Raw genomic sequence first — 12640 nt, forward strand, 5'->3', positions numbered from 1 at the left:
CCTCAACCGATGGCCTCTTACGGTAGGGGGCAGGGGCGCGGCCTGAGCCCTCGGCAGTTCAGTGATCGGGCGAGTGCAGTCCCGCCAGAAGCAGACCCAGCAAGGTACGGATCGCATCGGGCCGTCGATTGGCCTGCGTGGGGCGCAGCGAGGAGATCGCCATCAGGCCGACGCGGACGTCTGTGACGGAGGTCCCTCGCCGCAGGACCCGCTGCTGGTGTGCGCGGGCGATGAGTTGTTCCAGTGCTGCGGCGTGGGCCCGCCGGTCGTCGCGGAACGCGTCGCCTGCCGTGTGTGAGCCCAGCAGGGCCTCATTGAGGCCGGGGGCCCGGATCTGGTGTTCCGCGAACTGGCGGATGGTTCCGCTGAGTGCGGTCCAGGCGTCCGGCTCCGCCAGTGCGGCCTGCATGTCGGCTCTGCAGGCCGCCACATGCCCGGCAAGGGCCGCGCTGATCAAGTCCGTGCGGGTGGGGAAGTGTCGGTACAGCGTCGCGATGCCCAGACCGGCACGCCGCGCGATCTCGCGCATGGGAAGGTCCACGCCCTCCGCGGCGAAAGCCTCGCGGGCGGTCGCGATGATGTGTTCATGGTTGTCGGCCGCGTCGGCCCTGGCTTTCCGAGTCACTTTTCTCCCCGTCCCTCTCATCTTCCCCTGGAGTGGAACAGATGCTCCGGAACGATGTTCACCTTATTCAAGCGCCTGGAGACTCCGGGTGGGAGAGGTGATCATGTTTGCCGTGCAGTTCGAGCGGTTCGGCCCACCCGAGGTCCTGACCCTGGGTACCGCGCCCGAGCCTCATCCCGGCCCTCACCAGGTCCGCATCGCCGTCAAAGCCACGGCGGTGTCACCCGTCGATCTCGCACTGCGCGAAGGCTCGTCCCCTGCGAGCAAGAACCTCGCCCTGCCGCACATTCCCGGCGTCGATGCTGCCGGAGTGATCGACGAGATCGGCGCCGAGGTAACGGACTACGCCGTCGGCGACGAGGTCTTCGGCGCGGTCGACGTGGCACGGCTGGGCGGGGCGAGCGCGCAGTACGCGGTCCTGGACTTCTGGGCGCACAAACCACACGGCATGACGTGGGCCGAAGCCGGCGCGGCAGGCACCGGCATCGAGACCGCGACCCGCGCCCTCGACCTGCTCGATATCCAGGACGACACGACACTGCTGGTCGACGGTGCGGCCGGCGGCGTCGGCAGCATTGTCGTGCAGCTTGCGATGGCACGCGGCGCCCGCGTGATCGGCACCGCACGCCCCGACAGCCACCAGTTTCTCAGAGAGCTGGGGGTTGAACCCGTGGACTACGGGCGCGGTCTGCCCGTCCGGATCCGCGCGCTGACCACCGCTCCGGTCGACCGGGCACTCGACGTCGCGGGGGCCGGGTCGCTGAGTGAACTGATCGAACTGGTTGGCACCGCGGACAGCGTCGTCACTCTGGCTGACTTCGGGGCATCCACGTACGGAGTTCGGCTGTCCATGGGCCGCTTTGCCGGCCAGCCCGACGGCGTCCACGGACTCACGTCAGCCACAGCACTCGCCGACCGGGGCCGCTTCCGTGTTCCAGTCCGGGACACCTACCTGGCCCATCAGGCTGCACAGGCACACGAGACAGCCGCACGACCGCCCCGACGGGGAAAGATCGTCCTCGACATGACCCATACCAGTTAGACCACGACCGACACGACTGAGGGCTCTACTGGCAGCACCCTCCTATCTCCTCCGGCCGACACTGCCCCGGCCGCCGGGCAGGCCGGGGCACCGCCTGGAGCTGAACGCCCCCAGCGACCTGATGTCGATCACCCTTCGCCACGGCACTCGCCTCGAAAAGCGCATCCACACTCACTGACCGGAAGACGGCCCGACAGCTTCGCTGCCAGGCCGCCACAGGCCTCGCCCCGTCCTTGCGATGCGCACGCAGGCGGGTGCTCAGACCGTCGTTACGTGTTCTGGGCGGCGCGCACTGTTTGCCCGCCCCCTACATGAACAGGCTCGAGGACCACGTTGGCTCGCAGGCCAATGAGGTTTTCTCAGTGAAATGTTTCCGCGAACCGATGAAGCACAGGCGTCGGTTGCAGATCGACTGCGTGAGTCATGACTACGCCTACTCGCTGGGCGGGGTGCTCGCGCGTCGGCCGGCGAGTAGGGCGTCAAGGCCGTCGAGGAGGGCCTGGAGGCCGAGGGGGAAGGTGTCGTCCGGGGCCGCGGCGTAGCCTGCGGCGGGGGTTTCGAGGCGGGCGCGTAGCCGGGGGAATTGCGCTGCGATCTCGTGGGCTTCGGCCATGCTGTCGCGCATCAGCTGCTCGGCGTTGCCGTCGCCGCTGAGCTTCCTTGAGAGCGAGGCCGCCGCGGCCGGGCCGAGGGCGTTGCCGAGCACGAAGGTGAAGACGGTGGCGGCCGCTTGGTCGGCGAGCGCCCCGGTGAATCCGGCGGCCTCGTAGACGGCGAGGGCGTGGTCGTCGTAGCGGGCTTTGGCGGGGCCGAACATCAAGAAGGAGCCGAAGGCCTGCACCAGCCAGGGGTGGCGGGTGAGCATTGCATGCAGGCCATTGGCCGTCGCGGCGGCTGCGGTCCGCCAGCCGGTGGCGGTCAGGTCGGGCAGTGCGATCTCGCTCCATGCCTGGTCGGCGGCGAGGGCGATGAGGTTGTCTTTGCTGCCGACGTGCCAGTAGACCGCGGTGGCCGCGGAGCCCAGCCGCTTGCCCAGAGCGCGCATGTTGAGGCCTTCCAGGCCTTCGGCGTCCAGCAGCTCGACGGCGGTCTGGACGATCTGTTCGCGGGTCAGCGTGTCGCGGGGCATGTGGCCACGGTAGGGCATCGAGCCGCGACTTGCACAAAGTTCAAAAAGTCACTTGCACGCTGTTCAAGTCTTGCTCTACGTTCGACTTGAACGCAGTGCAAGTCATGCAACTGCGGGAGCGGAAGAGGGGGACAAGAAATGTCACAGGAGTCGCTGGCCGCCTTTGTCGATGCGAAGGCAACAGAGTTCGGCATCCCCGGCGTTGCCGTCGGGGTGTGGGTGGACGGCCGGGAGGTCTTCGCGTGCCACGGCGTGACGAACCTGGAGAACCCGCTGCCGGTCACGCAGGACACGCTGTTCCGGCTGGGCTCGGTCACCAAGACCTACACGGCGACCGCGCTGATGCGCCTGGTTGAGGCTGGCCGGATCGAGCTGGACGCGCCGGTGCGCCGGTACGTTCCGGAGTTGGCACTCCCAGATGAGGAGGCCGCGACCCGGATCACTGTGAGGAACCTGCTCAACCACACCGCGGGGCTCAACGTCCGGACGGCATCCGACACCGGCGACGGCGACGACGCGCTGGCCGCGCAGGTGGCGCAGCTCGCCGGGATTCCGCTGATCGCGCCGGTCGGCGCCCGCGCCTCCTATAGCCAGCTGGGTTACAACCTCGCCGGGCGGATCGTGGAAAAGGTCACTGGCCTGACCTATGAGCGCGCCGTCGCCTCGCTGCTCTTCGAACCGCTCGGGATGACCCACAGCTTCTTCGCCGGCGACGAGGTGATGACCCGGCGGTTCGCCGTCGGGCACAACCTCGGCGAGGACGGCGCCCTGGCCGTAGCGCGGCGGTGGAAGGACTCCCGTGGCAACAACCCCGGCGGGGGCATCGTCTCCTCGGTCGCGGACCAGCTTCGGTGGGCCCGGTTCCATCTCGGCGACGGCTGCTCGGAGAGTGGCACCCGGGTGATGTCCGCCGAGACACTGCACCGGATGGCCGAGCCGACGGTCGAGCTGCGCTCCAGCTCGATGGGCGACGCCGTCGGCATCGGCTGGTTCCTGCGCGACGTGGACGGCGTTCGCGTCGTCGGGCACGGTGGGTCGGCGAACGGTCAGTTCGCGGAGCTGCTCACGGTGCCCGAGCGGGGCTTCGCCGTCGCCGTGGCCTCCAACGCCGGCCCGGACAGCGGGCCGGCCTGCAACCAGACCATCGTTCGCTGGGCGCTCGAGCACTACCTGGGGGTTGCCGACCGGGACCCCGAGCCACTCCCCTACAACCCCGCGCGGATCCGCGAGTTCGCCGGCAGCTACGAGATCGACGCCATGATGCTCACCATCAGCGCGGACGAGACCGGACCGAAGCTCGCCGTGCAGATCAAGCCGGAGCTCCGGGCGTCCGCGGGCACCGAGCTGCCGCCGGACCTGCCGCCGGCCGACTTCGGGCTGCTGCCCAGCGGGGCTGACGACTACATCGTCACCGACGGCGGCCTGACGGGGCAACGCGGCTTCTTCACCCGCGACGAGACGGGCACGGTCGTGGGAATCGACCTCGCCGGGCGGCTGTTCCAGCGCGTCCACCCGGCCTGACCACTGCGCCGCACCCGCAGGGCCCTGTGTGACACGACTGGTCAGGCAGGGCCTTCACCTCAACCTAAGGATTGCTGGTCGGTCCACAGTGATGTTTTCCAGCGTTGATTCCTTCCAGACTCCGTTGAGGACCAGGGCGGCGCGGGCGATGTCGCCGATCCGACCGGGACTGAGTGTGACGTGCTGCAGGGTGCGCCACCGCTGCTTGAGCTCGGCGGCGGCGCGCTCTCCAAGGGCTCGCACATGCCGCAGCAACGTGTTGAACATGCGGGTGTCGACGTGAAGTGCCTTTTTGGACATGCCGTCTTGGACGGCGGACGGGGATGCGAATGCCGATGCCCGCATCGATGTAGCCCTTGTCCGCCAGGGTCGGCAGGCCCTCGGCCGCCGCCTTGTACAGCGCGGGCAGGGCATGGATACGCGCGGCGGTGATGTCGGGGGTGGAACCGGGCTCCACGTCGGAGACCCACAGCGGGGTGCCGTCCGGGGCGGACAGGAACTGGACGTTGCCGCCGAACGCCTTGTTTTTCTGGCTGAACCACAGGTCGCTGCCGTTCTCACGGACGCCGGCAAGGCGGTCGGGTTCGATCAGTGTGCCGTCGAGAATGACGTGCGTCACGCCTTCTCGCTGACATTGGGTCAGGACTTCGTGCAGGTCTGGGGCCTGGTCGGCGAGCACGTCGATGCCCTCGTGCAGGTAGCGGTAGCCGGTGGCCTGGGAGACGCCGGCGTCGCGGGCCAGGCAGTGCACGCACCCTCGCTCGCGGAACCAGCGCAGCACCAGCATTGCCTGCCGGAACGGCCCCAGTGCCCGGGATCGCTTCGGTGTGCCGATCCGCCGTCGGTGAGCGGCCAGGTGGTGGGCGAGGAACTCGACAACGTGGCGGGGGACAACGAGCGTGGCAACATAGGCGATCAACGTAGAGCCTCGGATAGCTGCGGACATGATCTGGTGGTGAGCCTCTCGGCAGAGCCCTGTCCTACCAGGGGCTCCACGTCTGTCCGCAGCCCGAGCATGCGCGTTCGACTCACGCGAGTACCGGCGGATCACCCCACCTTGTGGAGATCATTTCGCTGAGAAAACCTCAATGAGTGGAAGAACATCGACGTGCTGGCGCTCGCCGACAGCGACACCGACCGCTCCGCTGCAAACTGGGCGAGCTGACGCGGCGTGAGCGCTTCGACGCCGAGCACCACGCCACAACCCGCCGCCGCGTCGGCGAACGCGTCTGGGCCGCGCTCTACCAGCAGAAGCCGCGTCCGCCGGAGGGCAGCGTGTGGCAGCGGGACTGGATCACCGACCACCGAATCACCACCGTCGAGTTCGGCGGCCTCGACCTGGCCCGCGTCATCGTCGGCGCGCCCCGCCGGCGGAGAGTCCGCGATCGGCGACGAGACTGGCATCATCGGTGCCGCGCGCGGCTACGACGGCCACCTGTACGCCCTTGAGGATCGTTCCGGGAGCATGGCCGCGAACCACTGGGGCCGTACGGCCTACCTTCTCGCGCCTGCCCTCAAGGCCGACGCGATCGTGGTCGAGTCAAGTTACTGGCGGCGACATGGCTTGCCCGGTCCTCTCCCAGGCATGGGAGCAGCTGTGCCGCGAAGGCGGCACGAACGGGCAGCTCATGCCCCGGGTCCTCGAAGTCACCGCCAAGGTCGGCAAGCGCCTGCGCGCCGAACCGATCGCCCAGCTGTACGAGCAGGGCGTGGTCCACCACATCGGCACCCACGTGACCTGGGGGACTAGGCGTGGTCAAGCTGTCCTCCCGGATCCGTTCGTTTATGCAGATCACGAGCACATGCAGGTCACGCGGCGCCCTAATCCAAGGACTCGTTGGTCCGCCATCTCAGTAGCCGTTCGCGACACCAGCACACTCCAGGGGCTCGCGGATGAACGAGAGGCCGACCCTGGAGCAGGCTCGCGCCGTGACGATCAACGTCCGAGCAGACCACGCGAGTTTCGCGGTGACCACGCAGGCGCCGGGCCGCGCCGCTCTTGACAGAGGCCTCAGGGACCCGGGGAAACGGAGGCATCAGCCCGGCACCCGCGTCATCACCGCGGACCCCGCAACGGACAGCGATGCCGCCTTTTGAGGAGGATTTGACGGCCAGGGGGATCCAGGCATTCGCTGTCCTGTGCGAGCAGCTGCTCCGGGTCGTTGCATGGTCCCGGGCCGTCTGCTTACGCACTGGATTAGGATCACGTCGGCCCCTCACCCGTCGACCGTGCCGGCCCCGGACTCGAACGCCCGTCAAGGCATTTGGCTGCCGTTTGAGGCGAAAGCGGCCGCGTGCGGTGGTCCGGCCCCGATTCCGAAGGTTGTGTGCGTCGTAGCAGGCGTGATCGGGAGCTTGGCGCGCGTCGAGGACGACGGGAGAAGGGGCGGAGGCGCCGGAGTTGGCGTTGTGAACTGTGCCGCGGGAGGCGGCTGCGGCCGAGGTGGGGTCCCGTCGGCTGAGCCGGTTCAGTGGCTGTGCGTCGAGGCGCTGCGGTAGTCGGTGTACGTGTAGGGGTTGTCGAGCACCTTCGTCTCGGGGACGTCCGGGTTCATGCCCTTCGCCCATGATTCCTCGCCCATGGCCGACCGCAGGTGTTCCACGGTCTGCTCGACCGTGCGCCGCACCGCGGCCAGGTCGACGCCGAGCAGCCGGTGCTCGTGCTTGACCACCCGGCCGTCGACGACCACGGTGTGCACGTCGCCGCGCTGGGCCTGGAACGCCACATGGCCGTAGGGATTGAGGACCGGGAACGAGACCGGCGAGTGGTCGTTCTTCAACAGCACGAGGTCAGCCTTCTTGCCCGCCTCTATGCTGCCCAGCTCCTGCTCGCGGCCAAGTGCCCTGGCACCGCCGAGCGTCGCCCACTCCACCACCTGGTCGGCGCGCAGCGCGCAGTGGGTGACGGTCTCACCGCCGGCGTGGGCCTCCAGGTGCTCGCGCGCGCGGTCGGCGCCGAGTGTGGTGCGCATGGCGGAGAACAGGTCGCCGCTCCACCACACGCTTGTGTCCATCGACAGGGAGACGGGGATGTTGTGGGAGCGGATCGCCCAGGTCGTGGGATAGCCCTGGCCGGCGCTCTGCTCGCTCTCCGTGGAAACCGAGATGGAGCCGCCGGTGGCCGCGATGCGGTGGTAGGAGTCGGCCGACAGGGTGGAGGCGTGTACGTAGACCGTCTCGGGCGTCATGAATCCGTGCTCGTGCATCAGCCGGATGCCGTCGTCGTTGGTGGCGCCCCAGACGCCGGCGTGGGTGGTGACGGCGACGCCGAGGTCACGGGCCACCTCGAAGGCCGGCTTCTCGGGGAAGGCGGGGTCGCCGGTGACATCGAAGGCGAGTTGGAGGCCCAGCATGTCGTCGCCGGTGATGCGGCGGCGCACGAAGTCCCGGAACTCCGGTGCCGCAGTCCATTGCGCCGGAGCCTGCTGGATGTTGCCGTAGGCGAGGACGAACCGTCCGGGCACCGACTGGAGCGCGTCCACGGCCGCGTCCGCGTGGTCGACCGTCTGCAGCCCGTGTGACCAGTCGACGACCGTGGTCACCCCGGCGTCCAGCGCTTCGACGGCGGCCAGGAGGTTTCCGGCGTGCACGTCCTCGGGCCGGAAGGTCTTGCCGTGTTCGAGGTAGTACCAGACGAAATACTGGGTCAGGGTCCAGTCGGCGCCGTACCCCCGCATCGCCGTCTGCCACATGTGCCGATGCGTGTCGATCATGCCGGGCATCACAATGCCGCCGGACGCATCGATTTCCGTCGTGCCCTCCGGGACGGCGAGCCGCGGGCCGACCGCGGTGATCCGGTCGCCGGTCACGAGCACGTCGGTGTCGGTGAGCACCCGTCGCGCGCGGTCCATGGGCAGCACCGTGCCGCCGCGGAAGACGACGGGGCGTCCCGCCTGGAATGGGGTGGACTGGCTCATCACTACATCTCCCACTCTGGACCGGACGAGTGTCCGTATAGCGGCCCGTTGTTGCTGTCTGATGGTCATCAGGTCGCCGAGCGCTGTCAATACTGCGTGTACTCCGAACTTCACCCAGTTTTGACTGTCAATGTCCGCCCTGCGGTCGGATGAAAGCCATTGACGCCGGACCATGGACACTGGAGCCTGTTTTCCTGCGTAGAGTGCCTGCGATGAACTGTCCGCCAGGCGGACGCATGCACAGTGCATTCGAAGACATCCAGAGGAGCCACCATGCCGCGTGAAGGAACCGGGCCCGATTTCATCGAGGCGCTGGCCCGAGGCCTGGAGGTCATCACCGCGTTCCAGCCTCGGCAGCCCGTGATGTCGTTGACTGACGTGGCCACCGCGACAGGACTGGCCAGGCCCACCGCGCGCCGGATCCTGCTCACCCTGGCTGAGCTGGGATACGTACGCCCCCAGGCCGGCGGTTTCGCCCTGACCCCGCGCGTCCTGGACCTCGGCGTCGCCTACGTCCGCTCGATGGGACTGTGGGACGTGGCCCGTCCGCACCTGGAGTGGCTGGTCGAGCGCACGAACGAGTCCTGCTCGATCGCACAGCTCGACGGCTCGGACATCGTCTACGTCGCACGGGTCTCGGTGCCCAAGATCGTGACCCTCGCCGTGCAGATCGGCACCCGTTTCCCCGCGCTGCCCACCTCGCTGGGCAAGGTCCTGCTGGCCGCCCTGCCGCCCGACGACGTGGCGCGGATCCTCGCCGAACCCAGCCGCTCCGGCCTGGAGTCCGTGTGGCACCCGGACCGGGCCGAGTGGGAGGCCGAGCTGCGTGAGGTGCGCGCGCGGGGGTGGGCGATGACCGACGAGCAACTGGCCAGGGGCATCCGTTCGGTGGCCGCCCCCCTGCGGGACGGCTCGGGCCGGGTCGTCGCGAGCGTCAACGTCAACGCGCATGCCGCCGAGACCTCGGTGGAGGTGCTGCTCAACGATCACCTTCCGCTTCTCCTGCAGGCCGCCGGCGAGATCAGCGTGGACTTCGCCCGGCTGGAGTCCGCGCCGCACGCTGTCCGGCCGCCGGGCGCGGGCGTGGGTGTGAAGTCTTGACGCCTTCTCCGTCCAGGACACAGAATCGCTGTCCGGACGATCGTCCGCTGTGCGGACGCGGAGGCGAGAATGATGTCACAGAGCACCAAGCCCGCCCGGCAGGGCACCGCGGCGCCGCTTTCCGGGGTGTTGGTCGCGGACTTCTCGCGGATTCTTGCCGGGCCGTACGCCACGATGCTGCTCGCCGATCTGGGGGCCGACGTGGTCAAGGTCGAGGGACCGAACGGCGACGACACCCGGACGTGGATGCCCCCGACCCGCGGTGAGGTCTCGACCTACTACCTGGGGATCAACCGGGGGAAGCGTTCGATCGCCCTCGACCTGCGTGACGAGGCCGACGCCGAGGTCGCCCGGAAGCTCGCCCGCCGGGCGGACGTCCTGATCGAGAACCTCAAGCCCGGCGGCATGGCCAAGTACGGCCTGGACTTCGAGTCACTCCGGCGGGACAACCCTGGTCTGGTCTACACGTCGATCACGGGCTTCGGTGCCGGGCCCGGCCGCCACGTCCCCGGTTACGACCTCATGGTGCAGGCCATCTCCGGGCTCATGAGCCTGACGGGTGCCCCGGACGGGCCGCCCTACCGGGCCGGGATATCCGTGTTCGACGTCATGGCCGGCAACCACGCCGCGATCGGCGTTCTCGCCGCGCTGCGGCACAGGGACGCCACGGGCGCGGGCCAGCTCGTCGAGGTGAACCTGTTGTCCTCGGCCCTGACCGGACTGGTCAACCACAGCTCGGCCTACGTCGCCGGCGGCACTGTGCCGTACCGGATGGGCAACGCCCATCCCAGCGTCTTCCCCTACGAGCCTTTGCCCACCGCCGATAACGACCTGATCGTGACCGCCGCCAACGACGGCCAGTTCCGCAAGCTGTGCGAGGTACTCGGTATACCGGAGGTCGCCGCCGACCCGCGGTTCGCCCGCAACGCCGACCGCACCGCCCACCGCGAGCAGCTGCGGCCGTTGCTGGTCGAGAGGCTGGTGACGCGCGGCGCCACCGAATGGTTCGAGGCGCTGGTGGAGGCCGGCGTGCCGAGCGGACCGATCAACACCATCGACGGCGGGTTCGCCATGGCCGAGCGCTTCGGACTCGACCCGGTCGTCACCGTGGGGGAGGGGGATCGTGCGGTGCCCACCACCCGGCACCCGATCCGCTTCTCCGCGACTCCCGCCGCCTACCGGCTACCACCACCTGAACTCGACGAGCACGGCGAGGAGTTGCGCAAGTGGCTGTCCGGAGCCGAGGAGGCCGACCATGGCTGAAGCGATACCCCGCCCCGCCTACCCCACCGCACTGGGCGCTTCCGGCCTCAAGACCATCACCCTGCTCGGTCACGACCTGGCCGAGGACATCATGGGCTCGGTCGGCTTCGGCGAACTCTCGTTCTGGCTCGCCACCCAGCGGCGGCCCACCCCCGGCGAGACACGGGTCTTTGAGGCCGTGCTCGCCGCGCTGGCCGACCACGGCTTCACCCCCACGGCCATCGTCACCCGCCTGACCTACCTCTCCGCACCGGACTCGGTCCAGGGCGCCCTCGCCGCCGGCCTGCTCGGCGGCGGCTCCCGCTTCCTGGGCGTCACCGAGGACACGGGCCGCTTCCTGCACGACGTACTGGAGTCCCTCGACGGTGCCCTGCCCACCCACGAGGCGGGCTGGGACGAACTCGCCCTGCGCACGGTCCGGGAGCAGCGCGCGGCCGGGAAATTCGTCCCCGGCCTGGGGCACCACGTACACAAGGAGGGCGACCCCCGCACACCGCGGCTGATGCGCATCGCACAGGAAGAAGGCGTCTTCGGACCACACCTGCACCTGTTCGCTGCCATCGGCCGAGTCCACCCGACCGTGCTGAACAGAACACTTCCCCTCAACGGGGCGGGCGTCTGCGGCGCTGCCCTCGCGGACCTCGGCCTCCCGCTACCGCTGCTGCGCGGCTTCGCGCTGCTGGCCCGTACCGCCGGGCTGATCGGCCAACTCGCCGAGGAACTGCGCCACCCGGTCGCACAGGACGTCTTCCTGTCCGTCGACCTCAACAACACCCCCGTCCCACCGGACCCCTACGCCCCAGAGTCCCTCGTGGAGGGACGGCGCGAGGACTGACCCCGCGACCGCCGCACACCCTGCACCGCAACCGCCCGCAGACCAAGGAGCCGCAACCGTGTTCGTCGACGAGGACAACATCACCGAGCTGGCCGTCCAGCGCTGGGCCACTGCGCACTCCCTGCGGCTGGGCGAGCTCATGACCGCGCTGGTCCGTCATCTGCACGAGTTCGCGCGCGAGGTGCGGCTCACCGAGGACGAGTGGATGGCCGCGATCGAATGGCTGACCGCAGCTGGCCAGATCTGCGACGACAAGCGACAGGAACTGATCCTCACCTCCGACGTGCTCGGACTGAGCACCCTTGTCGTGCAGCTGAACAACAGGTTCGTGCCGCAGGCGACCCCCGCCACGGTGCTCGGCCCGTTCCACGTCGACGGCTCACCGGTCGCGCCCTACGGCTTCGACATGTCGGACGGCATCGAGGGCACACCGCTGTTCTTCACCGGCAAGGTGACAGACATCGAGGGCAGGCCCGTCCCGGGTGCCGTGCTCGACGTCTGGCAGGCTGACGCCGACGGCGCCTACGAAGCCCAGCTCCCCGAGATCGACGAGGCCCGTCTGCGGGCCAAGTACCGCACCCGAGAAGACGGAACCTACTGCATCCGCACCATCGCGCCGCGCGGTTACGCCATCCCCATGGACGGCCCCGTCGGCGACCTGATGCGCAAGACCGACATCAGCTACTTCCGGCCCGCACATGTCCACTTCCTCATCGACGAACCCGACTACCGCAAGCTGATCACCCACCTGTTCCAGGAGGACAGCGAGTACCTGGAATCCGACGTCGTCTTCGGCACCAAGGACGCATTGATCACCTCCTTCACCGAACGACCCGCAGGCGCCGCCCCCGACGGCAGCACACTCGAAGTGCCGTACCTGCAAGCCGAGTACGACTTCATCCTGCAGCCAGGCTGACCAGGAGACGGCCGACTGCGGAGGGGGGATCCCTCGAGGGGCCCTCCACCTTGATCGTGGACGCCTCGACACTGGATCTTGAGTCCAGGGAGAGGAGTCTCAGGTGGGGACCTACAAGTATTCGGCGGAGTTCCGGGCCGACGCTGTGGCGTTGGCCCTTTCGTCGGGCCGGCCCGTCTCGCGCGTTGCCGCCGGGCTGGGTGTGAACCACGAGACGCTGCGGCAGTGGATCAAGACGGCGGAGAAGACCGAGCGGCCCGAGGCGGTTGCGGTGTCGGCGCAGGACGCGGA

General features: G+C 68.9%; 11 protein-coding genes and 2 pseudogenes. 8 read left to right on the forward strand and 5 right to left on the reverse strand.

Going from position 1 to position 12640, the window contains the following annotated elements; all coding sequences use genetic code 11:
• Window positions 1-58: 58 nt before the first annotated feature.
• A complete protein-coding gene (locus tag ACIRR9_RS50795; RefSeq protein WP_403767269.1) occupies window positions 59-646 on the reverse strand; it encodes a TetR/AcrR family transcriptional regulator in 588 nt (195 codons plus the stop codon).
• A gap of 82 nt (window positions 647-728) precedes the next feature.
• Between ACIRR9_RS50795 and ACIRR9_RS50800 the strand changes: the two genes are divergently transcribed.
• Window positions 729-1667, forward strand: a complete 939-nt coding sequence (locus tag ACIRR9_RS50800; RefSeq protein ID WP_403767305.1) for an NADP-dependent oxidoreductase — start codon at window positions 729-731, stop codon at window positions 1665-1667.
• A 70-nt stretch (window positions 1668-1737) separates the two neighbouring features.
• Window positions 1738-1845: pseudogene (locus tag ACIRR9_RS50805) on the forward strand (cupin); the annotation flags it as partial.
• A gap of 255 nt (window positions 1846-2100) precedes the next feature.
• Here the strand turns inward: ACIRR9_RS50805 and ACIRR9_RS50810 are convergent.
• Entirely contained in the window at window positions 2101-2796 is a 696-nt protein-coding gene (locus tag ACIRR9_RS50810; RefSeq protein WP_403767272.1) for a TetR/AcrR family transcriptional regulator, read from the reverse strand.
• A gap of 138 nt (window positions 2797-2934) precedes the next feature.
• Here ACIRR9_RS50810 and ACIRR9_RS50815 point away from each other — a divergent pair, with 138 nt between their 5' ends.
• Entirely contained in the window at window positions 2935-4317 is a 1383-nt protein-coding gene (locus ACIRR9_RS50815) for a serine hydrolase domain-containing protein (RefSeq protein WP_403767275.1), read from the forward strand.
• 54 nt (window positions 4318-4371) lie between these two features.
• Here the strand turns inward: ACIRR9_RS50815 and ACIRR9_RS50820 are convergent.
• The 3 genes and pseudogenes from ACIRR9_RS50820 to ACIRR9_RS50830 form a co-directional block, all read right to left on the reverse strand.
• A pseudogene (locus ACIRR9_RS50820) lies at window positions 4372-5236 on the reverse strand (transposase family protein).
• Window positions 5237-5364: 128 nt separating this feature from the next.
• Window positions 5365-5724: a hypothetical protein gene (locus tag ACIRR9_RS50825; protein WP_403767278.1), complete on the reverse strand. Its 360-nt coding sequence runs from the start codon at window positions 5722-5724 to the stop codon at window positions 5365-5367.
• A gap of 1061 nt (window positions 5725-6785) precedes the next feature.
• A complete protein-coding gene (locus ACIRR9_RS50830; RefSeq protein WP_403767280.1) occupies window positions 6786-8234 on the reverse strand; it encodes an amidohydrolase family protein in 1449 nt (482 codons plus the stop codon).
• A 273-nt stretch (window positions 8235-8507) separates the two neighbouring features.
• Between ACIRR9_RS50830 and ACIRR9_RS50835 the strand changes: the two genes are divergently transcribed.
• The 5 genes from ACIRR9_RS50835 to ACIRR9_RS50855 all read left to right on the forward strand — a co-directional run.
• Window positions 8508-9335, forward strand: coding sequence for an IclR family transcriptional regulator C-terminal domain-containing protein (locus ACIRR9_RS50835; RefSeq protein ID WP_403767283.1), 828 nt, complete (start codon window positions 8508-8510; stop codon window positions 9333-9335).
• 72 nt (window positions 9336-9407) lie between these two features.
• Window positions 9408-10598 carry a CaiB/BaiF CoA transferase family protein gene (locus tag ACIRR9_RS50840; RefSeq protein ID WP_403767307.1) on the forward strand — a complete coding sequence of 397 codons (1191 nt, stop codon included), beginning with the start codon at window positions 9408-9410 and terminating at the stop codon, window positions 10596-10598.
• Complete coding sequence (locus ACIRR9_RS50845) at window positions 10591-11433, forward strand: citryl-CoA lyase (protein WP_403767286.1); 843 nt, start codon at window positions 10591-10593, stop codon at window positions 11431-11433. Before ACIRR9_RS50840 ends, ACIRR9_RS50845 begins: the two co-directional genes overlap by 8 nt.
• A 58-nt stretch (window positions 11434-11491) precedes the next feature.
• Window positions 11492-12349: a dioxygenase gene (locus ACIRR9_RS50850; RefSeq protein WP_403767289.1), complete on the forward strand. Its 858-nt coding sequence runs from the start codon at window positions 11492-11494 to the stop codon at window positions 12347-12349.
• Between the two features lie 103 nt (window positions 12350-12452).
• Window positions 12453-12640, forward strand: a 188-nt coding sequence (locus ACIRR9_RS50855; RefSeq protein WP_403767292.1) for a transposase, incomplete at its 3' end; no start/stop codon positions are given.

It is taken from the genome of Streptomyces sp. NPDC101234 (genome assembly GCF_044767525.1).
Classification (GTDB): Bacteria; Actinomycetota; Actinomycetes; order Streptomycetales; family Streptomycetaceae; genus Streptomyces; species Streptomyces sasae.